Origin of the sequence: Persicobacter diffluens (assembly GCF_036244895.1) — a bacterium.
Taxonomy (GTDB): Bacteria; Bacteroidota; Bacteroidia; order Cytophagales; family Cyclobacteriaceae; genus Persicobacter; species Persicobacter diffluens.
Window position 1 is genome coordinate 816,307 of sequence record NZ_BQKE01000002.1, and the last position, 24,983, is coordinate 841,289.

Consider the following 24,983-nt stretch of genomic DNA (forward strand, 5'->3'; position numbering starts at 1 on the left):
TATCTATTATATATTATTAACTGTATTTTTTTCTTCTTTCCGGGCTTCCATGATCGCTTTGGTCGTTTCCCAGTCAGCAGGATAGTCTTCCAGCTTGTCCCACCAAAATTTCTTTAGAAAGCCCATGGTCAATAGGAGCACGCCAACACCCATTGCCACCAATTTGTACTCACCGATGATAATGTAAATAGGAATGAGGTGCAGGGATAATTGCCAAACAATTCCCACCACCGAATTGATCATATCACGACCAAATTCTTTATTCCCCTGGAATTCAGGATTAATTTCTTTTAAAGCCTTCTTCACCGGCCCCCAAAAACCCCATGGGCGAATCGAACCATAAAAGTTCATCAAAACATCCATTTCTTCTGCTGGCGTGGCCAAAGAAGCGACAATAGAAACGGTGAAAGAAATGGCAAAAATGATCGGGAAGCCCAGCATCAGACCTGCCGAGGGAAACAATACCGGCACCAACAAAGAAGAAAGCAATCCTGCCAACATTCCCCAGAAGTAACCGTAGGCATTAAATCTCCACCATACCCATTTCAAAATATTGGAAGCGGTATAACCCCCAAACAAGGCTCCCACAATCCACTTCAAAGCGCCATCAATGGAATCTACAAACAACCCAAAACTGATTCCGACAATCACTACCAAAAGAGAAGCGGCATAACTCATCTTCACTAAAGTGGCATCAGAAGCATCCGGCTTTATATATTTTTTATACAGGTCATTCACAATATAGGCCGGGCCCGCATTCACATTAGCAGCAAAGGTAGACATAAAGGCAGAAATTAATCCGGCCATGAAAAGCCCCTTAAAACCCACCGGAATAAACTCTTTTACGGCCATTGGCAAAATCAGCTCAAAATCAATGGCGTCCCCCATTTGAGCCAGATCAGACTGCAGAAACACCAAAGCCAAAGCGGCCAATCCGAAAATCATTAGATAACGCGGGATCAATAGCACCAGGGAAACAATCCCACTCATTTTAGCCGCTTCCTTAGGTGTGGAAGTGGCCAAAATTCTTTGCATATCATAACTTGGCACAGGACCGGCCACACTCACCAAAAAACCTTTGAATAACATCATCATAAACAATGGCCCAAAGATTTGATAACCATCAGCGCTGATTTTATCATTAATGGCCGGAATACGATCACTCCAATCAATGCCCATTTCCCATCCAAAACGCCAGTCGGTCCATCCTGTAGGCACCATGGATTTCAACAATTCGGCATCTACTAAATAAAGTGCCACCCCACCAATGGCCAAACAGGCAATAGACATAATGATGAACTGCAAAAGTTCGGTCATCACCACCGAGTACATTCCACCTTTAATGACATAAATGGTGGTCAAGCCCATCACCACCATAGCATATACCTTCTCGGAAGGCAACTGAAAACTTCCAATGCTCATACTTAAATCCCATGGCAGGAAAGTGGCCGTAAATTTTCCAATCCCTTCAAAGCCATAGGCAATAAAACCGATCACTGCGATTACGGCAAAAATGACCACGACGATATGTGACATCTCCGTCCCGCGTCCATTTCCAAATCTGGTTTTGAGCCATTCGGCTCCCGTCATCACATTGGATCGCCGCAGCCAAACGGCCAGAAAGATCATCAGGAAAATCTGATTCCATACCGGCCAGAGCCAGGGAATCCAGACACTCTTCACCCCATAAATAAAGGCCAGAGAGACCATCCACATCGTCCCGGTAATATCAAACATACCCGATGCATTGGAGACGCCAAGAATGTACCAGGGAATTGTCTTCCCTCCTAAAAAATAATTATCTAAATTCTGCGATGCACGCTTCGAGATAAAATAACCGATTAAAACGGTAACCAAAATATACAGGACTATAATCAATAGGTCCCACTGAGATAAATTCATAGCAACAGATTTGCGATCAAGAATAGGCCTCTAATATCTCCGAAAACGCTTAGCTGCCCACATATATGCAGGCTTACATGCAGATTACATCCCCGAAAAATGGGAATTAAATTCATAATTCAGCAAAAAACGCCAAAAAACCAGGGAGTAAAATACGACTTCTCAATTCCGGATAACCCTGCTTCAAAAACGCTATGATTATTTACGATTCCCTTTTTCATCCTCGAAGCCGCTAGACCATGCAAAAACCAGGATCTAAAAAAAACTATATTTTAAAAATTTATTGACTTTAGAGATAAAAAACATAATTCAGAAAAAACACCAACAACCCTATAAATTCAAACTTGACAATTATTTTTGCCCCTATAAAATTCCCTCAATTTTTTTTCTCAACTTTACAAAATAATGGACATCTTAAACAGTCTACCAACCCCACCCTTATGAAACGCTTCCTATTTCTCTTTTTGATGTTAGTATCGCCATTGTTCTGCTGGGCCCAACAAAAAACGTTCATGGATGAAATTTTGGCGCGTTACCATGAACTCATCCAGCAGCCCGTAAATATTGGCTATGGCAGCACTGAGGAAAAACTAATTTCCGGAGCAATAGAGGTGGTAGATGGGGAAAATTTGACGCAATTAGGTACTGCGGACTTAGCCACCGCTTTGCAGGGGCAGGTTGCAGGTGTCAGTATACAACAACAAGGCATGCCGGGCATGAACAGTGACATGAGCATTCGGGGGGTAGGATCTGTTTATGGTGATGGCAGCCCCCTCTTTGTAGTGGATGGGATTCCTCAAAGTCAAAATCCAAATTTATCGCCCAATGAAATTAAAAAAATAACCATTTTAAAAGATGCTGCTTCCACTTCTATTTATGGGGTGAGAGGAGCCAATGGCGTGATTTTAATTGAGACTAAATAATGGAGCTACCCGGCCTATAATTTGCTAGAATAAAGACAAAACTGCTGGAAGTGTCTGGGGATGGAAACATTGTTCAAAAGGGAGTACATCTCATTTAATCCGAATTATTCACCAAACAAACGCAGGTGACTTTTGCCCAGTTTGTTATGAGAAATTCTTCGATTTATAATAGCCCAAATTGAGCCAAGTTTGCTTTCTCCACATTCACCTGCTTCCTTGGAAAAAACTTGAAACAGGGAGCTGTTGCTTCATTTTTCCTGCCTTGCAGCTAAACGAGAATTTAAGCACGCGGTAAGTCGAAAATCAGTTAACCAACCGAATAAAATTAGTCGAATCTGAGAAAAGTTCCTTGGTTGGATACTTCCGAATGAACTTTTGCAACTCAGCCGGAGAAGCGGTCAACAAAAGTTGCCCTTCCGGAAGAAAAGTATGTGCCAGGCCTCTTCCTTTTGCTTGTTGCATGTATAGCCGCCATTGGGTTTCATCCGGAGCAAATACTTTTAAATTTAATTCTCCAATTTCTACTTTATAAAAAGAATGCATGGGCAAAAAAAGTAGGCCCGCAGTCCCTATTTGCTCTTCACTGGGAAAAATATCCAGAAACCACTCACCTGCAATTTTCAAAAGATGTCCCTTAAGTACCATGGGGCTGGAATCGTCCAAACAATACAGGAGGTAAGAATTTTTCCCTTCCTCCCGCACTTCCCATTGCTCACTAAAATCGGTGGTACTCCATAACCCTAAAAATTGATCATTAGTCTCCAAATCTTGCTCATTGAATAATGGCTGAACCGAAGGCATGCAGGACAACATTAAAAAAAGGCTTAGAAAAAAGATGGCATAAATTTTCATATGGAAATCACTTTTAAAAAAAATCCTCCGGGAATTTGAACCAACTAATTATCCGCTTTTTAGACACCACTCCTGCGGATATCAATTTTGATAGACCCAAAAACCTTATAATGGGAATTTAATAAACAGCGCGTCCTTTATCGCATCAAAAAAATTGATTTTCTTCCAGAAAAGTACATCCGTATCGGTAGATGTAATATTTTTCGATAATACAGTTCCCCAAGAAAAAAAAGGCAGAAGTTACACTTCAAATAAATTGTAAAACATCCCTCCCTGATCTAAGCTATATATCCAAAAATGATCCCCTAAAGCCAAAAAACGACCATTACCCCTCCTTTAGTACGATTATGTGAATATTATTATTTTTGCCATTTAATCAAATTCCCAACATTTATCATGGTTAGTTTTATGATATTTGTATACCTTTACAGAAAATAAAGGAAAATAAACTTGCATTCACAACACGCAAGGTCGAATTCTTTTATAAAAAACACAATCAAGATTACATGCGCAAATATTTGAAACAATGCGCTAAAGATAAACACATCCAACCAACCTATAAGAGGCCTGTCTTTTTCAGTCAGGTCTTTTTTTTGCTCAAATTTTAACAAAATTTCGCTCAGGATTAAAAATTGGTAAAGTTTTGGTAAGTAATGAATTATCAAATAGTTACTACCATGAAAAAGATCGCATTCTTCCTCATCATTTTGTTTTATTCCATCGGTATCTCTGTAGCATCAGCAGATAATAAAGGAACTTTTGAAGTAAATGGGCCCAGCAAATTAACCCATGGCGTTCCTCTGCCCTCCGGGATGGAACTCATCGGGACAGAAATAAATGAAAAACAGGGTGCGTGGGAATTTTCCTTTGAGGGAAATGCCAAGTCAGGCATTGAAGAATATGCCAGAGCATTACGAGCTAAGGGCTGGAACATTGAATATGTTGCCGGCAATCAGGATTTATGGGGAGGAGCGGCCCAGTTGGAAGCTAATGATGGCCAAAGGTATTTGCAAATGGTGATAGAAGGAGCCGAGGACCACCACCGGGCACAAATGAAAATTTTTGAAAATAGACCGGAGGATATCAAAATCCAATATTAACCCGGATAATTCATGCTTCAATCCGCTTTTAGCTGCAAGGCGGGAAAAATGAAGGAATAGTTTCCTATTTCGAGTTTTTTCCAACGAAGCAGATGAATGAGGAGAAAGCAAGCTTACCCAAATTTGGGCTATACAAAAATCAGCAGAAACAAATGTAGCGCATTGACAATAAGTTAGCTAAAGTAATTCACTAAATCTAGCAGTGAATAATTCGGGTTAAATAATGTTCGGTGCCTGCTATAGTTTAACCATCATCATTAAGGCCTTAGAGCGGTTTTAAAAGCATACCATCCAGCTACAAATTTTGACTTTTAAACACCCTCTAAATCAAGAAAATACGCTCTTTGGAATGGTAAAATGCCAGAGCATTTCAATCAGCAGCTACAGGTCTTCATTAGAAGGCCTTTTTTATTTCCCCTTTACAGGAGCTCAGGACATGATTTCCCTATAAGATTAAATATACTCCGGACAAGCCAAGAATTGGGCATAATTTTGGTTATCTTTGCGGCGAACTATTAAAAGGATAGAACATTGAGCACATTCGCCGAATTAGGAATTAAAGAAGACCTGGTCAAGGGTCTGGCAGATATTAATATTAAACGCCCCACCCCTATTCAGGAGCAGACCATTCCTTTGCTGATGGAGTCTGGGCATGACTTTGTAGGACTTGCCCAAACCGGAACCGGTAAAACGGCCGCTTTCGGATTACCACTTCTACAGCGCATACAGCCAAAAATGAAAAAGCCACAGGGCTTAATTTTGGCGCCTACCCGTGAACTTTGTCAGCAGATTGCCAAGCAGCTTTTCAAATTCACAAAATATACAGACAAGATTTTTACTGAATCAGTATATGGTGGTTTTCCAATTGTGAAACAAATGGAAAACCTAAAACGCCAGACGCATATCATCGTGGCGACTCCCGGACGCTTGAAAGATTTAATTGACCGCAGTGCAGTGGATTTGCGTCAGGTAAAAACCGTTATTCTGGATGAAGCAGATGAAATGCTGAGCATGGGATTCAAAAAAGAGATCGATGAGATCCTGGAATTCGTGCCTAAGAATACGGATACCTGGTTATTTTCGGCTACAATGCCACAGGAAATCGAGGTACTGATCAAGAAAAATATGGATCCTTCGGTAAGAAGAGTAGAAATTGACTCTAAAAACCGGGTAAACAAGGACATTAACCATAAATACAAGCTGTACAGTAAGCATGCCGATAAGTTCCGCATGTTGACCGACTTCATGGGCCGCCAGGGCCAGGACAGAGGGGTGATCTTCTGCAAAACCAAAATGGCGGTAAGAGAACTGGCAGAAAAGCTGAATGAATTCGGTTATCTGACCGGTGCCATTGAGGGAGATCTGGATCAACAGGAAAGAGACAAGGTGATGCGCGCCTTCCGCAAGCAGCGCCTTCAAATCCTGGTGGCTACTGATATTTTTGCACGTGGAATAGACGTACATGATATCGCCTATGTGGTGCATTACCAGTTACCGGAAAAAATGGAGTATTATACTCACCGTTCCGGAAGAACAGGCCGTGCCGGTAAGAAAGGACTTTCCCTAAGTTTGATCCTTCCGAATGAATTGAGAAGACTCGAACATATTGCGGACAAGTTGAAAATCAAAATCAGCGAATCCAAAGGAAAATAATAGACTGATCCTCAACCCTAAGGTTGGGGATTTTTTTTGCTCATTTTGCGGTTCAGATAAACCAAGACCTCCCAAAGCTTGGGCTTCCCCGGCATATCCCTTTCCCACGGCAACAACATTATCTAAATTTCAAAGGCACGGCGGCAGGTTAAAACAGTTTTAGCTCGAAAAAATAATTCGGGAAAATTTGCGAAATCTGTGGCTAAAAAATCCCACCGCCCCTTCAAGCTTCACGAAATTCCTTTTCATTTTTTCTTGATAAAAAACGAAACAAAAAAATCAAGGCTGTGATCAATGTTGGCGGGACATGGAACCTGCTGACGGAATCCATCAAGGCCTTATTTGAAAATGATGCGAACGGAAAAGGATTTCATGGAAATAAGGCTGTGATGCCTTCTTATCGTCAGCAGAACCCATGACTTTCCGCCCATTGATCAAGGCCGACTTGTTGGTGTGAAAAAAAACATCCTATTGTATTTCCAAATCCATGCTCAAAATAATTCGTCTAATTTTGTGAAATTTGTGGCAAAAAATTCTCTCCAAAATCCCCAAGGGTCCCTTGCCCCAAGATTAAAATCAGGGGCAAGAGATTGTTCCAATCATAAAGTCCGGCTTATTTATCAAAACCTATGGCATTGGTTGAGTATGCTGCCTGCGATCTAAAACCCTTCAGCAAAGAAAAATTAGTGTTAATTTCGTGTTCATTCGTGGTTTCAATTTCACGAATCCATCGCATTTGGAAGCGAGTACTCTACCCTACCGGACTTTACAATTTAGTAGTGGGTCTTAGTGATGCTCGCACGGCTCGCTGTAACACGAAGACCAGGGAAGCTGCGAAAGACCGGACCCAAAAATTCATATAAAATCATTCGGGAAAATTCGGGTCATTCGTGGCAAAAAACTCTCTCCAAAGTCCCCCATGGTTCCTTGCCCCAAGATTAAAATCAGGGGCAAGAAATTGTTCCAATCATAAAGTCCGGCTCATGTATCAAACCTGTGTCATTGGTCATGTGTACTGTCTGCGATCTAAAACCGCTGGAAAGCCTCTTCTACTAGAAAAAAAATCACCCCTAATATCTGAAAGGAATAGCAGCGCTAGGAATCAAAAAATTTCATTAAAACACCCAAAATAATTCCAATTGAATCCTGTTGCGGTGAGGAGCAAACACACTCTAAGCTAAATTATTCACCCCTAGATTCAGCAACTCACCAAAAACACCTTACCTCCAGACTAATAAAGCTGAATTTGATAATTTATTCATAGCCCAAATTTGGGCAAAATTACTTTTTCAGCATTCATCTGTTTCGTTGGAAAAACCCTTAAATAGAAAAAATCCCTTCATTCTACCGCCTTTCAGTTAAACGAGGATTTAGGCAGAAATAACCCGGTTTAAATCAGATTGCTTCCTAATCCTGACTACTTATTATTGCAACCCGATAAGCCTTATTTAATCAAAATGCTCCTCCAAAAAAAGGCTGCCGGAAAACCGACAGCCTATAAGGGTTACCCTTACTCTTAACCTTATACTTTAATCTTTAATTACTTTAAAGCTTCCTTTGCCTTCTACTACCACATGGTACAAACCATTCGGATAATGGGCTAAAGAAAGTTTCATTTCCTCTGCAGTAGCAATAGTGCTGAATACCAACTGACCGGAAGCATTCAATACTTTCACTTCAGCTCCGGCTGTTAAGCTCGTGATATTCAATTGCCCTTTCGTCGGGTTTGGATAAACTACCGGAGCTACCTCAACACCTGCTGAAAGCATGCGGTCAAATACTACTTTGAAAGACGAAGCTTCAATGAAAGCAGGGGTTGTCCAGGAATAAACGCCACCGGAGATATCGAATTCATCCTGATCAATTTCAACCTCATTAAACATTACGGCTCCCAGGCTGTATCCCGCCTCAGGCTTAAATTCTAAATAAACCTTAGTCCCATGATTTACTGAAATATCCCCCGATACTTCAACATCATCTATTTTAATAAAACCTTCTCCCTCTTGAACAATATTGAAAGCATATTCATTTATCTCAAAAGTAGCTGCTATAGTGTGAGAAGTAGTGACATTCGTAAATGTATAAGTATCCACAACATCTATCTCCACACCGTCAACTGAAAGCGTTGCAATGTGATAGCCATCACTAGGAATAATAGTAAAAGTTTGATCCTCTCCATTTGGAACAGAAACATTTACCGGACTAATAGATCCATTTGCTCCCGCATCAACAGTGATTGCATGGAAAGCAAAAGCTTTCAAATAAGGACGAGGATTGGAATCAATGGAAGTGAGAGTGGTAATTTCCCAGGTATTATCAAAATCCCACCCTATAAAGCTGGCCTCAGCTCCAAATTCGGACGTAAACAAAGCGGAAGAATCACCCCCTAGTGGAGTCACTTTAGTTGTTTCCCTGTCAAAATAAGAATTTCCTGGAGCTCCTAATCCGGCTAAACCTTTAAGCGCATCGTTTACAGGGGGCAGACCGGAAATTTCACCTGTGGCATAAACATTGGCCGCAAATGTCCAAGACCATGGGGTTCCGTCACCAATTGCCCCGGCAAAAGCACCCGTCGGCGTATTTTCAATAATAGTGGAACCCTGTACTTTACCAGTTGCAAAAGCATTTAACACTTGTCCTTGACCATCCAGCTGGCCAATAAACCCTCCTACAAATGCATATCCATCCACCACATCCATATTCGAATAACATATTTCGATAGTACCTACAGCATGCCCTACGAATCCACCCAAATAAGTTTGTCCCCTGAGAATACCTGCTGTAAAAGATTTGGTCACAAATGCTTCTCCACTTTTCCCTATCAGTCCACCAGCATAATTTTTGGCTTCAATACTTCCGGAAAAGCTAACATTTTCTATCGTACCTGCATCCGTAATCCCTACTAAACCACCTACATAATCCCAACCCTTGATTTCAGCATCTACGATATGTAAATTTTTCAAAAACACCTCTACTCCTTCACCAATGAAACCAACTTTACTTTCAGCTGGTCTGTTGATCACTAACCCGCTGATCTGATTTCCTCCGCCATCGATCTGGCCAGCAACATTTCGAATGGGCAGGAATCCATCGCCGCTGTGCCAATCAGCGGTCTCACTAGCGTCGATATCATTCATGATAATAAAATTATCAGCTTTAATAGACTCTACATAACTTAGATAAGCCAACTGCTCCAATGTGGTGATTTGATAAGGACTATTGAAAGAACCATCTCCTCCTGAAAAAGTAAAATCCTCTTCCAGAACCAATTCAATAACAGGACTCATTCCTGCCTGAAAAGTAAAAGTATGATTCACCTCTGAAACGGCCGCACCATCTACAATCCATTCCACAAAACGATAACCAAACTGGGGTTCTACAGATAGAGTTACCTCGGCTCCCTCGGCTATTCCTCCTTCTCCACTCAGGCTTTTCACACCCAATGCAAAATTGGATTGAACCGTAATAAAGCTATCATAAAGCTGCCATTGCAAATATGGGCGTTGATTTGAATCAATATCCTCAATAGTGGCCATTTCCCAATTTGCATTGAAATTAAAATTAATGAAATTAGCCTGATCTGCCATCTCTACAGTGGTTAGCCCGTGGTCATCCATTGAGCCTGAAGAGGTCGTCTGATTGGTCAGTTCCTTATCCCAGAACACATCCAGTACTACACCCTGATCGTTCATTGCGACAACTCCTCCCGTATTAGCACCAGAAACTTCTCCAAAAGCGATTAACTCATCAGCTACAGCCAATTTTATCGTACCTATTACTCCGCCTACATAGTTAGCTCCAGAAACATTTGCCCCGCTATAACATGACTTTACACTTCCCACTTCTACCAGTCCAATCAATCCACCAGTATTCTCTTCTCCATCAACAGATCCAAGTGTATAGCAAAATGAAACCTCTGCAGCACCTTCAATCTTACCCACCAAAATTCCTACATTATTTGCTCCATTAACCTTGTTGGCCTTAACCGCCAATTGTGTAATTTGAGCCTGTTTTTTTACCAAGCCGAATAATCCCACATTATCTTCCCCTGGACGATCAATATATAATCCTGAAATAGTATGACCATTCCCATTAAATGTGCCTTCAAAAGGGGCGTGTTCATTTCCAATAGGCGTAAAACCTTCGCCCATATATCCGCCTGGAACATTAATATCCAAATCATTCATCAGAATAAAATGCTGATCTCTTAAGGCCGGAATATTAGATAAAAATTCCAACTCCCTCGCTGAGGTGATTTGATAAGGGTTCTGTGCTGTTCCGTCCCCATTCTCGTAAGCCCAATCTTCTTCGAAGTGTGCTACATAATTTTGTGGCATGTCTTTACTAACACTACCAAAAAGCATTGGGGCTGTATTTTCATAGGTAGGATCATCATCTGCAGTAAATTTGACAAATTTATAACCAGTTGCCGGGCCTACTCCGGGCGCCCCCGTCATAGGATTGAAGGAATCTCCTTCATTATAACCGCCGAATCCACCAACATAATCCATGGCCCATTCCGGCACTGCTCTTACCGTCAACACGACATCATAAATACCCCACAAAAACTGAGGGCGGCCGTTTGCCATTTCCCAAACCATATCAAAATCAAAGCCGATGAAATTTCCATGAGAAGCAAATTCAGCCGTAGTCAATCCATACGCATCATCCAAGCCTCTGGAAGTAGTTACTCCACTGGTTTCTTTATCCCAATAACATTGAGAAATAGATCCATCCCAACTATAAGAAAAACCATGAGCCGTCTCTGTCGCTGTTACTGAACCAATAGAATAGGAAGTGGTGACTTCTCCCCAGGATTGTGTTCCAATAAAACCAGCACAATTTTTACCTGTTACCGCCACATCAGCGAAACAATCCTCTACAATACCACCGGCCAGAGCACCAATCATACCACCTACCGCTACAGTAGGATTGCTATCGGTAGTCACCTGGCTAACCGTTCCGGTAACATAAACCTCAGATACATGCCCTGAACCCATTCGTCCTATTAGGGCCGCACAGGTTTTCGCTCCACTTACACTGACATCAATAAGACCAAGCTTTTTAATGACGGTATTACTGGACGTCCCGGTAAAAAACGAATTGTAGGTTGCAGACTCTTTAGAAATAAGAAGATTAGAAATCGTGTGCGCGTTACCATTAAAAGTTCCACTAAAAACACCTGTTCCACCGATGGCCTCAAATTCATCCCAGCCACTACAATCAATATCCTCCATCAGAATATAGTGGGCGGAGAAACGATTGTCACTTGCCTCGGAAGTAAGTACTGGCTCAAATCCGATGCTTACATCTCCCAGGGATAACCACTTCAAATGGTCAAGTTCAGAAATCTGATAAGGATCTTCCAAGGTACCGGCCCCTGGAGGCTGCGTACGTGCAAAGGCCTGACCACTCCAGAAAAGAGTAATCAATAAAAATAAATAATAATTAAATTTCATAAGCATAAAGGTTATAAGGTTTAAAAATTATAGCATAAAAGTTTTAGCATTGATATAAGTAGAAGACAAAGCCTGATTAACAGACTTTGTCTTTGCTTCATTTTATTTCAAAGGATTCTGATCTGCTCCGCTAATAGCAGGGTTAGCATCCAGTTCGGACTGTGGAAGTTGCATGATCCACTGTGGGTCCCCTGCTGGCAATTCCATGATACGGGCCATTCCCGGATCATGTGTTTTGTCACGTGAAAGATCTTCCTTGTTACGCATCATATCAAAATAGCGATGGCCTTCTCCCCAAAGCTCTATTCTTCTCTGGGTCAGGATTTCTTCCATCAACTGGTCTCCGGAAAGCGTACGGTCCTGATAGTTCACCACGCGGTTTCTCAAAAGAAAATTGACGTCATTACGCGCGGTGCTTTCATCCCCGATATGAACGGCAGCCTCGGCGCGGTTCAAATAAAGCTCCGCCATTCTCAACATGATATAATCACCTTCCCAGGCAGAATTTTTTAATCTGAACTTACTGGTCGCTAAAGTGGGCCAGATATAGTTCCCCGCTGCATCCAGTTCATAATCCCGATCGGCATATACATTTCTTCGGATATCATTGCCAGACATTTTTCCATAAAGCTCATTGGAGATTTTCTTCATGGAGCCCAATGTGGCATAACCACCAGCGAAGGGATCAATATGCGAAAAGAAAGAAGCATAAACCGTACTTTGAGCGCTATTAATGGTCAATCCCCACAACCAACCGGCGCTATAGGAATCGTTAAAACCACTGGAGTAGGAACCTCCCGGCGTTAAATAATAGCCTTTTTCGGTCGCCTTTTCAATCGCCAGATCAGCATATTCAAAAGCGGCATCCCATTCATTCTTCACCATATACATGCGGGACAACAAACCGGCCACCGCTTCATAGCCCAGGTGAGAAGGGTGCTTTCTTCTGACCGAAATCACTTCTTCATCATCTTCGCCTTCGTTTTCATATTTCTCTTCCAAAAGGTCAAGAGCCTCCAGATAATCTTCCTCAATTTGGGTATAAACTTCAGAAAGAGGAGAACGAGGCAAATTTTGGATTTCAGCAGTCAATTTAATAGGAATCCCCGCTGCGCTTTCATTGCCAACATAAGTCTGTTGAAATACTTGCACCAAACGGTGATGTGCATAAGCGCGAATGGCCAGGGCCTGCCCTTTCACATAGTTCTTCTCATGCTCATCAGCCTCTACGCCATCAATGGTGTTGATGATTTGATTCGCCTGGAAAATTAACTGGTAGTAATAACCCCAAATATTGGCCGGGCGGCTGTGGGTTTCAGCACGAGAAAACTCTATCCCATAATCATTGGCAAACCAATTATGCCCCAAAGCATGCAGTGCCATATCATCACAGCGAAGATCCAGTGCCAAATTGATCGCCATCTCCCCAAAAGAATCATGACCTCCGGCCAGATACATATAGCGAAACAAGCCATTCAGCGCAATTTCCTGACCTTCCACTGTGGAAAGTAACTCCTCTTCCTGAACGGTGTCTGATGGCGTACGGTCCAGATAATCTTTAGAACAACCCATAGAGAACATCATCAGGGCTGCGATATATAATTTTATACTTATTCTTTTCATTTCCTTAAAATTTAACATCCAAACCTAAAGACATCGTGCGAATAGGATAGTAGCCGTTGCTCAAATAGCCATCAGAAGAAGCCGTCCCCGGGAAGTATCCCTGCATAGAGGAGAAAGTGTATAAATTATCCACCGCAAAGCTTACTCTTAAATAATCCAGGTAAAGGTTCTTGGCAATGGTTGATGGCAAGGTATAGCCAAAGGTGATATTGCGAATGGTGGCGTAGCTGGCATCCGAAAGGAATCGGCTAGAGGAGGTTACAAGATTTCCGTTATCAATCTCAATTCGGGGTACGTCCGTAATCTGTCCGGGCTCCTTCCAGGCATTATGCATATCATTGTGCATGGCCACTCCAAAGCTTGGATTCATCAGCTGCTGATATCCGGAATTATACACCTGTCCACCAAGCTGATAATTCACCATCAGGGAGAAATCAAAATTTTTCCAGTTCAGGCGCTGGTTGATAAATCCGGTCAGATCAGCCAGGGCAGTGCCGGCATAATAGCGGTCAGCATCGTTAGGATCATTGGTCACTCCGCGGCCACGACCTTCTCCCAAATCTTTATAATACAAGGCATCGCCATTATTAGGATCTACCCCTGCATATTCGAACAGATAAAAATCATAGAAAGAGCTTCCCACCGTCAGGCGTTTAGAACTGGACAAGGCTACTTCTTCCTGAGGAAGATCTGTGATTTCGTTTTTCATATGAGTAGCAGAGAAATCCACCTCCCAGCTAAAGCCTTTGCGTCTCAATACATCTGCGGTGATATTAAATTCCAGCCCGTAATTCTTCATGGCGCCAATATTGGCAGACTGCCCGCCCCAACCATTGGAAGGAGCTATTGGAAGGGTGAAAATCAAATCTTTAGAAGCATTATTGAAAAATTCTACGCTACCGGAAATCTTATTTTGCAATACACTGAAGTCCAAGCCCAGGTTGGTGGCCTGACGCTTCTCCCAGGTCAGATTACGGTTGGCCAAATAAGTCATACGGCCGCCGTATTCAGAATTATTAGGATAAGTCAGGCTGTAGTTGTCCTGATAGATATAGTAATTCGATCCCAGGTTCTCATTACCCTGCTCACCAAAAGATCCTCTTAGTTTCAGGCTATTCAACCAGCCGATGCCCTTTAGAAAATTCTCTCTATGCATGGCCCAGGAACCGCCAAGCGCCCAGAAGTTACCCCAGCGAGACTCCGGTGCCATACGGGAAGTTCCATCCAGTCGGTAGCTGAAAGAAGCATAATACTTTTCATTATAGTTATACTCCAGGCGAGAGAAATAAGACTCAATGGCATGCTCATCCAACCAGGAACTGGCATTAGTCGGCATAGATCCCACTCCCAGCTCGGGTAAACCGTTTACCGGAAAGCCCTGAGCGGTACCGGTCAGCCCCTTTTGCTGATAAAAGTAGCTCTCATGTCCTACCAGAGCATTGACATTATTCAAACCGAAGCTATTCTGGTAGGAGATCAGCTGGTTCATCGTCAGGGTCATATATTCATTGGTAGTTCTGGTGGAACGACCGTCTACATTGTCTGCGTCTCCATAAAGACTATTTTGGTGCGATAAGGAATTTCTGTTCACATAATCCAAAGTCACATTGGTTCTTGCACTCAGGTGGTCGTCAATTTTCAGGTTCAAATAGGTACGACCAGAGACCGCATTGTTGGAATAACGGTTGACATCCAGATTATTCGTCCCTAAGGCATTGGCATTCCCTAAATACGGACGTGAAGGCGCATATTCATAAACTTTCTGCCCCGCATCGTCCAATTTATAATTACCGTCTTCTTCACGCTGATACACCGGATAAATCGGGGCAATCGTATTCGCAAAAAAGAAAGGATTGGCAGCGGTGGTATTGCCGGAATTAGTACCCTGTGACTCGGTATAGGTATAGGAAATATTAGCTCCTGCATTCAGCCATTTTTTGATATCGGCATTTACATTTACACGAGCAGAAAAACGATCAAAACCCGTATTCTTCGCTACACCATCTTCGCTCAAATAACCTAAAGAAACAAAGTAATCAGCGGTTTCAGCAGCACCACTTAAGGATACTGAATATTCCTGACGCAAAGCCGCTGCGAATAATTCATCCTCCCAATTGTTGCCATAAAGCGAAGTAGCCGCAGGATTCATTCTCCCCGTCAGCGGATCGATTAACAAACTGTCCGATACACTGAAGGAATTGAAGCCTCCCAGGCGTTGCACCACATTTTGATATTTATTATCATACATTGGATGAGAATAACGTGGATGCTGACCCGAAGCGATCAAGCGTGCATCTTCCTCTTCAATATCAGCGGCGATCAGGTTGTTTTTATATCCTTCCCACTGCAACTCATAGTACTCTTTCTGATCTACCCGATCATATCCTCTCATGGCACGCTGAGCAATACCCGTTCTGGCTTTAAAAGCCACCGTTCCCTGTCCCTGCTTACCTTTTTTGGTGGTAATCATCACTACACCATTGGCCGCACGAGAACCGTAAAGTGCCGTTGCTGCGGCATCCTTCAAAACGGTCATCGACTCAATATCCGAAGGGTTCAGGTTGTTCAGCGCCCCACCGAAAGGTACTCCATCCACCACATACAAGGGTGCCGAAGAAGCATTTACGGAACCAATACCCCGAATACGGATCGTAGTACCGGAGCCTGGCTGTCCGCTTACGCCGGAAACTTGTACACCCGGAACGGCTCCTTCAATCGCATTCTGTACGTTTGATACCTGTAGTTTTTCAATATGATCTTTCTTGATAGTCGCTGCAGAGCCAGTGAAAGAGGATTTCTTCTGCTCTCCGTAGGCCACCACCATTACTTCTTCCAATTCCGTGGCATCCACATCCAATGCCACTTCCAGATGAGACTGGTTACCCACCGTTACCGATTGTTCCTGGTAGCCAATGAATGAAAAAAGCAATACTGTTTCTGCTGACGGCACCTCTAGAGAAAAATCTCCATTAAAGTCCGTGACCGTACCGGTTGTTGTTCCGCGAACCACTACATTGGCACCCAGAATCCCTTCTCCGGTCTCCTTATCTTTTACATGGCCGGTGACTTTGACCTGCGCCATCAGTTGCGTTAGCCCGATCAGACTAAACAACATTATTAAATATATTTTTTTCATAAGGTTGAATCTTCCAACGTTTTAATGAAGGAGGAGCGGTTGAGACTCCTCCTTCCAAAAAAATTATTGCTTAATCATATTGGCCTGGCCAATAACCGCTTGATCAGTGGAAACGCGGATAATATAAAGACCAGCTGGCAGTGCGCTCACCGGCAACTGAATTTGGTTGAGTCCTACATGCAGCAGCTCAGTCGCTACTTGCATTTTTTGTCCTGTCGTGCTGTAGATTTCAATGGTGCCTTCTCCGGAGAATTCAGAAGTAAAAGAAACCGTCACGAAATCCGCCGCCGGATTCGGATACAATCCTAACTTCACTTCTTCCTCAGCATTCAATGGATCTACCACATCAATCATTACCTCCGTGTGGTAAGGACGCTTCCATACCGGATCATTGGTTCTGAAAGTAATTTCTGCTGACAGATAATCATCGACATCTTTGGAGGCATCTACCCGGAAGTTGATACTTCCATTCTCTTCAATGCCAATCTCTCCTTCATTCCCTCTGGGGAAAGTCAACCAGGCTTCAGTTCCTTCTTCTTTAGAAGCGGCTTTGATCTGCCAGGAAGCACCACCCATTCCGGCGAAGTTATTGTCTACCCAGAAGCCCTGAGAGATGATATAATCTCTGCCATATTCCCGCTTATTAACACCATTGTAAGCCTGAGGCAAGGCAATAGAACGCGGGTAAGTGATTTGAATATAGAAATGCTCATAAGGAAGAATTTCCAACTCCTCCTCCAGGTCAATGGCAAACCAGTGTGCATCTTCCTCTTCTCCTTCCCAGGTCTTCACAGCGATCTGCTCATGGATCAGATGCGTATCATCCGGGCTTGAACCACCACGGTAAATAGAAACTTTGATATCCACTATCTCCGTTTTCTCAATTCTACACATCGTCCAGACTCTGGACAATTTAGTACCTGCTTCCGGCGCTTGGTATTTGGTCGCAACCGAGAATGGAACCCCTTCTCCAAAACCTAAAACACTGTGTGCGTCATTAGATAATAAATTAGCAAAGAAATGCTCATAATCTCCCTTAGCAGGGATGTCTCCTTCCATGTCTCCAGCTTCATTGAAAGCATTCATACTGGTAGAAAGAGGTGCGTATGGCAATGCCTCTGCTTCAATGATTTCCGGCTGGAAATATCTGGCAAACGGCTCGTACTGACGATAGTACTCCACAGCTGCCTTATAAGCCAATGGTGATTTACCTTCTTCATTGGACAAAGCAATGTTGAAGGTCTTACGATCCCCTCTCATGATTTCATCGCGGATGATCTCATCATGACCACCATAAATCGGAGCACTACCTAAGGCCGCTTTCCATGGCATATTTATAATGTGTACCGTTGGGTCTTGAGAGTTGCCACCGTCTTTCCAGCTAAACTTTAAATTGGTATTTAAATCAACAAAGTCATCGTTTGCCAAGATTCCCTGGCTAGGATTCGAAGGGTCAGCAATGTATTCAGGTTTGATTTCGACCACAAAATCGAAAAAATCACCTGGCTCAATTACTTTAGGTATTTCAAAATCATATCCCTCAAACGGAACAAAATTATAAATACTACCACCATCATGAATACGCTCTCCTAGCACCTGTCTCGGAGATGATTTTTCAAAACCAGCACCCAATACTTCAATTGGTAAAGTACCAGTGTTGGTCATTCTAACCCTTTGCGTGAATCCTTCTTTTTGTTTCTCATTAAAAGATTCATAAAACAAGATACCCAAATCGATATATTCATGCTCCATGGCCACTTCACCAAATCCATTTAGTTGTACTGATACAGGATATTTGAAGGACTCTTCAGTCTCAGGAACATTGGTGATTGCATGTACATCGCCTTCAACTTCCCAGCCAGAAATTTCATGCGAATCCACCATCAGTTTATAATCTCCTTGCTGACCTGGTTGCAATACAAATTTTTGTTGAGGCTTAAATACAATCGCCATTTCATCAGTCAGGAATCCCTCCATAAATGAAAGCTGATATCCTTGTTGTTTATCTTCACTCTGAATACCGATAGAACCAAAGGTATCTAGGAAATATGGAGTATTTTCCTCTTCCCATTCTGATTCCGGCATTTGGTACTGGAACTTGAATTTTCCGGTTGCATAAAGAATCAACTGAAAGTTCATCGAATAACCCATGCCAAACATATCGCTATATCGATGATACTGAATGGTCACTTTGTCCTCTTCTGCTAAATAATATACCCCTGCATCATCCGGATACTCATAGAAATTCGGTGCAGTAGGGTGATACAATGGCGCAATAACAGTCTTCCATCTGCTTTGACCATGTGGAATATATGGGATAATTCCCGGCTCACTCCACTGTTTATTCTCTACCTCATTGAAAGTCACAAAGCCAAAAGAAGCAATGTTTACTTCATTATATTGTTTTCCGTAAAATTCAAAGGCAAAAGGTAATTGCTTATTTTTAAATGGCTTATCTGTCCAGAAGTTTAAGTCTGGCATATAGTCTGCATTTGGATGAGTAGAAAGATCAACCCAATCGAAAACTGGCCCTCTTCTACCGCAAACCTCTATTAGTTCAAAACCATCAGACTGCTCCCACCAGCACTCTTCTTTACCAATTTCAAAATGGTAGTCCACTTCTGCTACCTCATCTTCAGCCCCTAATTGGTACACATTAAGCCAACTATCGGTATTGAAGAAAAATTTCAAATCAGAATTACCATCATTTTTTACCGTAAATGGCACATTAGCTACCTCACCACGATTCATCACCAAATTAGTAGCCTCTTCATCCCAATTCCAGCTAAATACCGGGGTATGTATCACTTCAGAGGTTAGATCAAAAAGCAATGGTTCAATACCTGAAAGTTCAACATTCACCACAGCCTCAAAAGTAGCTACCTCATCGGTGTGAGCTGATACTTCAATATATGCCGTCTCTTTCGGTACAATCCTACTGCCAACCAGAGATTCATTGACAATCGAAAATCCATCACCTAAAAGCTCAATACGATTAATAGTAAAGGCTGAAGTACCTGTATTTGAAATTGGGATATATTTCGAATTTAAATTTTGATTTAAAACAGCATCAAAATGCAATTCTTTCACAGCAGACTCAACGCTAGGTACACCTCCTGAAACAATATCCATTGACAAATGTACCCCTTGAGAAGTATTGTTAGGATCATTAGAAACAATGGCAATATTTTGCTCAAACTCGCCTTCAAACCAATCTGAAGGATCAACATCAAAGGTAATAACATGCTCCTCATTTTTGATAAGTGTCCCGCTGGTTTTATTGAAATTCTTAGCCAACGAAACTCCTGGATTTTGAAACTGCACGTAATATCCCAACGCCGTTTTTTGCATCACTTCTTTATCATCAGTGTCTAAATACGCATAACCCGTGGCCGGAAAACTATTCCAGGCTTTGAACAACATTCCATCCTTCTGCTTAGGTTCTTCTATAGCGACATACACTTCTCTGCGAAGCTGATATCCATCTTGATCTCCTGCTGCGGGGAAGCTTTCATCATATACAATATCAATATCTCCATTACTATAAATCACATACTGAAAACTAAAAGGCTTATTATATATGCCAGATAAGGCCGAGCGAACTTCATGATACTGTACTGTCAACTTTCCTTGCTCTTTCAAAAACAAAAGCTTACCTCCATCATTAAAAGATAGATTATGGAACATACCGGAAATATACCCCTCAGGCATATATATATCTAAAAAGCTTGGCGTAGCATTAAAAATGTGATCACTAAAAGAGAGAATACCATATTTACTCAAATAGATATGTCCATAATAGTCTCCAAAGAAAGGAAATGCAAAGCCTATGTCTATCCGGTGATTCAAGTTAGTACTAATACGGATTTCATCTGTTACGTCCTGGGTAGAAGGATCCCCAGAAATATCCCTAAAAACCGGTGGGTTTTCTGCTTTCTCCTCCTCATGAAAACTATACTGAAAATCTGTGGTATAAGTGTAACCAAATAAATTACTCCTTTGATAATCTGGAATTTCTTTATCGGTATAGTTCGCTATTATATATTCTAATGGAGCTTCTCCTTCATTTTTGATTATAAATGAATTACCTACAATGGTTTCATTATTCAAATCCTGAGGATCTAAAACAATACTTGCAGGCTTAAGCACCATCTTACTTGGAGCAATACCACTTCCAGAGATAATCACGCGAATCTGTATATCTTTTCCTTCTACCCGTCCGATAGCTGTTGCGTAATACTCCTTTGCCTCTGTAGGGAAAAAGCTTACTTTAAGACGATCTTGATACCTTGCCTTCAAACTTGTTAATCCTTCCAGTTTAAATGCTTCAGCATCTTCTCCCTCAATTGTCCAATTAATGGAGGCATCCGTATATCCTACATTGGTAATGTACAAATTCTCTCGCTTACTACCGCCATTAAATACTCGTCCAAAATCCAGTAATTCACGGAAAGAGAAGACAGGATCTACATTCTCAAGAGTGAAATTAACCCCAAGATTATGAAATGTTTCATCATTTTCATTGGTTAAAAATGAATGAACTAATTGATGGTTTACTGAGGAGCTACTCAAAACACTATCCAACTTCAGATCCAACTGTATCATTTGCTCTTCACCAGCAGCTAACATTCCACTACTAACCCTAGGATTTATAATCTTTTGGGTGGATTGTTTATATGGCAGCACAGCAAGGTCAAAAACAGAACCATGCCACTGAGGCATGTGAGTCATTAACGACTCATTGAGATCTTCCCAAGAGTTCCCTCCATCAAAAGACATCATTGAAGTTTTATCCATATGCGAACCTGCCCAGGTTCCAATATACATTGGTGTAATATTATATTTTCCAGCAGGATAATGCACCACTACCCAAAAAATCTCTCCTTCCTGAAAAACTAATTTATTCGGAAGATCAGCATATCTGGTCAAGGTAATCGATTGATTCAATTCTGCTAAAACATCATTGCCTTCAAATTTATCCACCTTAAAAGCCATTACTCGCTTGGCAGATTCCAAACTTGCCCCAACTAGGATTTCTACGGTTTCACTACCGTAAAAATCTGGTCTACTATGAGTTCTAAATGCGATCTTATCAACAATATAATCTTCACCATCCATGTCCGGAACGGTAAATCTCTGGGCAAGAGAATTGGTTACATACCTACTTCCATCCCCAATAATCGTAAAAATAGCAGAGGAAGAAGTTGACAGGCCGTGCAAGTTTGGTATAGTATTATCAGAACCATCAATTCCTCCCACAAAATTCATCCCATCTACATTAGAGTTGGCCTCATAAGCTCTCACCGCATACAAGTCCTCTCTCTCTAGCATTTTGGTAGCCAAATGCGGATTTACTCCCCCGTCAGCAGAAGAGATGGTGGCTAAAGCCGGGCCTGCATCAAAAGCTGAAGCGACTTCCGGTGCCTCAGAGGCCTCTATAGCTCCTCTGCCAAAATCTTCTAAACTGGAGGAAAGACTCCAAATCAGCATTCCTCCCTCACCAGGCTCAGTGTCATTTTTAATTTTTATCCAAGGTGTGTGTTGGTTTTTATAATCTGCCTCAATCAAATGCTTCCCATCTCCATCAACCTGATCAAATTCAACAGCTAATACCGGTGTTTTTAAAATATCTGCCACCTGAACCGCTGTTTCCGCATTGCTATTTCCCCAACGGTCAAAAGCTTGTAGTTTAGCATAGATCTTGGTACCAAAAGGCAGATGAGAGAGTTTCGTCAATTCAAAGCCAAAAGTATTTCCCGCATTACTGCCCCTGTTTTTAATTTGAATTTCCATCTTATCTGCAAAATCCGAAGAGGTTGCCCAAGTGAAGAGGTAGTATTCCGGGGTCATGTCCACCACATCCGATGGAACAGTCCAGTTATAGGCTACCCTATCAAAGGAACTTCCAAGCACCTGAAAATCCGTAATATTCTCTGGCCCCTGACCATCATCGATTCTTAAAGCCAATTCAGTATCAATATACCCACTTCCCAATTGCCCTTCGTAGGCGGAAGAGTTATACTGATAAATATCCCGTACAGAGGTTAATAAAACATTTTCCAATTCAGCAGCTGTAATCTTGCCAAAATACTCAGGATGAGACACCACCAAAGCAGCAATACCGGATACATGAGGACAAGCCATAGAGGTACCTGCCATATAACCATAGCCATTATAAGGCGCCAAACTCAATACCTCAGTCGGTCCAAAACCATCCCCTCCAGGAGCAAATACATCAAAAAATTCCCCAAAATTGGAATAGGAAGCTTTAGTATAATCCGGAGCAATCGCCCCTACGGCAATAACTTCGTCGTATGCTCCTGGATAAAATTTCAAATTAACATTGGAATTACCCGGAGCAAACAATACTACTCCACCTTTCATCGGGCTACCCTCATAATCCCCCGCCTCTGCAATAAAATACTTAATCGCATCATGAATCACCTTCTCCTCAAAATCAGGAGATGTATAGCCCCAGGAGTTTTGAGAGATCACGGCTCCATTATCAGCAGCATAAATATAAGATTCTGCTATACGTTCAGCAGTAGCGCCGGCCGTCAAGATCTGACAAACCATCACACGTGCCCCATCGCCATTACCGGATCCCCCGGCAACACCGGATACTCCGATTCCATTATTATTTGTTGCAGCTACCGTTCCGGCTACATGCGTTCCGTGAGGATCTGGAGTGATTTCGTTTGTATCATCCCCAAAGTTAAAACCATGAATATCATCCACATAACCATTTCCATCAGTATCTTTACCAGCATTACTGCCATCGGCAGACTCTCCGGGATTCACCCAAAGGTTGTCCACCAAGTCTTCATGCTTAATATCTACCCCCTCATCATGAACAGAAACGATCACACGAGCGTCACCATATACGCCATGACGCGCCCAGGCATCAAACAGATTGATATCCGCACCTGCCTTAGCGTCCTTATGAAACTCACCGTCGTTATGATAGTGCCACTGGTCAGGTAGAGAAGGGTCATTCATTGGAAAATCACCATCATTCATCATGCGTGCAGCATTGATATCAACATTGATCATTTTCCCTTGCTCATAATGCTTCTCATAATTAGGCTCAGCAATTTCAACTGCTCCCAAATTCTGATAAGTTTCCAAAATTTCTGAAATATCCTGGCTTGGATCACCGATCACTTCATACCATAAATGAAGTCCGTGTTTTTTAAGTTTGGCTTCATTGCCTCCCTTTGGTTCAAAAATTCTGCGAATCTGAGTAGCACCAAAGCCGACACTGATCTGGTCAAAGGCTGGAATGCCTATGCTAATCTCATCACCAGTCGTTCTAGCATTCGAAAAATTTTCGGGCTGTTGGCCCTCGTAGAATTTCACACGAACCACACCGGACCGCATGCCATTCATAAAATGATCGGAGTTAACCTGAGCAATGCTATTAATTGCACCAAAAAAGGACAATAAGAAAAATGTCAGGATAAAATAACAACTCCTATTAGTAGTGTTTACCATAGGTGATAGGTTAAATAAGGATTAAACATTCATCAAAAAAAACAGCTCGCATTACAAAAAAATAGTAAGCTGATTAATTCGATTGTCTAAATATGAAATCAATATTGCGTTATTCTTAAATTACGACCTTACAATAGCCTGCACCCTTGCATTTCCGAACTACACAAAGATGGCACAACCAACCTCAAACCCCTCTTTTCCTGACACTTAAAAAGAAAAAAGAATCCTAAGAAATAATAACAATACCGACTAGCAAGAAAAGCTAAACAGGCCACTCCATAATCATTAAACACCTCTAAGCCCAAGAGCTAAAACCATCATAATAGGTAAAAAAGGAATCCAAAAGAAGCAGAAAAATGAATCATACTTTCCTTTGAAAATGCCTACTGTTTCTATCGTCTCCGAATATACCAATTTTAACTATGCAGAAATGATCCAAGATGAAGCTTAGCGCATAAGAAGATAGTTGCAGAATAAATCATTAATTCTGGTTTTAAAAAACCAAATTTGCTTTGGATGCACCAACATTAAACAACGCTTTACCACACCACAAATCTTTGGGTGAAAAAAAATAAACGCACAACTAAATCAAGAAGAAGGCGGAAAAATCAAAGCTAATAGGAAAAATGAGTTCACAACTAAAACGGAGAAGCTTTAACCCGGATTATTAATGCATAAATCCTCGTTTAGCCGTAAGGCGGAAAAAATGAAGGAATAGTTTCTTATTTCAAGTTTTTTCCAACGAAACAGATGAATGAGGAGAAAGCAAGCTTTCGCAAATTTGGGCTATTATAATTCAAAGAAAATAAATTACAATTAACTGAAAACAACCTCCTTGCGC

At 41.8% G+C, this 24,983-nt stretch carries 10 protein-coding genes; 4 read left to right on the forward strand and 6 right to left on the reverse strand.

Annotation, left to right across the window (positions count from 1 at the left end; translation table 11 throughout):
• Positions 1 to 6 precede the first annotated feature (6 nt).
• Positions 7 to 1,902, reverse strand: coding sequence for a sodium:solute symporter family protein (locus tag AAA970_RS17695; RefSeq protein WP_338238221.1), 1,896 nt, complete (start codon positions 1,900 to 1,902; stop codon positions 7 to 9).
• Positions 1,903 to 2,342: 440 nt separating this feature from the next.
• Here AAA970_RS17695 and AAA970_RS17700 point away from each other — a divergent pair, with 440 nt between their 5' ends.
• Positions 2,343 to 2,825, forward strand: coding sequence for a TonB-dependent receptor plug domain-containing protein (locus AAA970_RS17700; RefSeq protein WP_338238222.1), 483 nt, complete (start codon positions 2,343 to 2,345; stop codon positions 2,823 to 2,825).
• A gap of 303 nt (positions 2,826 to 3,128) precedes the next feature.
• Here AAA970_RS17700 and AAA970_RS17705 read toward each other — a convergent pair whose 3' ends face one another.
• Positions 3,129 to 3,677: a hypothetical protein gene (locus AAA970_RS17705; protein WP_338238223.1), complete on the reverse strand. Its 549-nt coding sequence runs from the start codon at positions 3,675 to 3,677 to the stop codon at positions 3,129 to 3,131.
• A gap of 677 nt (positions 3,678 to 4,354) precedes the next feature.
• Between AAA970_RS17705 and AAA970_RS17710 the strand changes: the two genes are divergently transcribed.
• The 3 genes from AAA970_RS17710 (at position 4,355) to AAA970_RS17720 (ending at position 6,849) form a co-directional block, all read left to right on the forward strand.
• Positions 4,355 to 4,777, forward strand: a complete 423-nt coding sequence (locus AAA970_RS17710; RefSeq protein WP_338238224.1) for a hypothetical protein — start codon at positions 4,355 to 4,357, stop codon at positions 4,775 to 4,777.
• A 531-nt stretch (positions 4,778 to 5,308) separates the two neighbouring features.
• Positions 5,309 to 6,430 carry a DEAD/DEAH box helicase gene (locus AAA970_RS17715; RefSeq protein WP_338238225.1) on the forward strand — a complete coding sequence of 374 codons (1,122 nt, stop codon included), beginning with the start codon at positions 5,309 to 5,311 and terminating at the stop codon, positions 6,428 to 6,430.
• A gap of 287 nt (positions 6,431 to 6,717) precedes the next feature.
• Entirely contained in the window at positions 6,718 to 6,849 is a 132-nt protein-coding gene (locus AAA970_RS17720) for a hypothetical protein (protein ID WP_338238226.1), read from the forward strand.
• A gap of 1,110 nt (positions 6,850 to 7,959) precedes the next feature.
• Here AAA970_RS17720 and AAA970_RS17725 read toward each other — a convergent pair.
• From AAA970_RS17725 to AAA970_RS17740, 4 genes are all read right to left on the reverse strand, one after another.
• Positions 7,960 to 11,889, reverse strand: coding sequence for an InlB B-repeat-containing protein (locus tag AAA970_RS17725; protein ID WP_338238227.1), 3,930 nt, complete (start codon positions 11,887 to 11,889; stop codon positions 7,960 to 7,962).
• 102 nt (positions 11,890 to 11,991) lie between these two features.
• Entirely contained in the window at positions 11,992 to 13,512 is a 1,521-nt protein-coding gene (locus tag AAA970_RS17730) for a RagB/SusD family nutrient uptake outer membrane protein (RefSeq protein WP_338238228.1), read from the reverse strand.
• A 4-nt stretch (positions 13,513 to 13,516) separates the two neighbouring features.
• The gene (locus tag AAA970_RS17735) at positions 13,517 to 16,648 is read right to left on the reverse strand and encodes a SusC/RagA family TonB-linked outer membrane protein (protein ID WP_338238229.1); all 3,132 of its coding nucleotides are present in this window, start codon (positions 16,646 to 16,648) and stop codon (positions 13,517 to 13,519) included.
• 63 nt (positions 16,649 to 16,711) lie between these two features.
• On the reverse strand, positions 16,712 to 24,142 hold the full coding sequence (locus tag AAA970_RS17740) for a S8 family peptidase (protein ID WP_338238230.1): 7,431 nt from the start codon (positions 24,140 to 24,142) through the stop codon (positions 16,712 to 16,714).
• Positions 24,143 to 24,983 lie beyond the last annotated feature (841 nt).

Coding starts and splice junctions, on each gene's coding strand:
- AAA970_RS17695 (WP_338238221.1), bottom strand. CDS start 1,902: ATGAATTTATCTCAGTGGGACCTATTGATTATAGTCCTGTATATTTTG.
- AAA970_RS17700 (WP_338238222.1), top strand. CDS start 2,343: ATGAAACGCTTCCTATTTCTCTTTTTGATGTTAGTATCGCCATTGTTC.
- AAA970_RS17705 (WP_338238223.1), bottom strand. CDS start 3,677: ATGAAAATTTATGCCATCTTTTTTCTAAGCCTTTTTTTAATGTTGTCC.
- AAA970_RS17710 (WP_338238224.1), top strand. CDS start 4,355: ATGAAAAAGATCGCATTCTTCCTCATCATTTTGTTTTATTCCATCGGT.
- AAA970_RS17725 (WP_338238227.1), bottom strand. CDS start 11,889: ATGAAATTTAATTATTATTTATTTTTATTGATTACTCTTTTCTGGAGT.
- AAA970_RS17730 (WP_338238228.1), bottom strand. CDS start 13,512: ATGAAAAGAATAAGTATAAAATTATATATCGCAGCCCTGATGATGTTC.
- AAA970_RS17735 (WP_338238229.1), bottom strand. CDS start 16,648: ATGAAAAAAATATATTTAATAATGTTGTTTAGTCTGATCGGGCTAACG.
- AAA970_RS17740 (WP_338238230.1), bottom strand. CDS start 24,142: ATGGTAAACACTACTAATAGGAGTTGTTATTTTATCCTGACATTTTTC.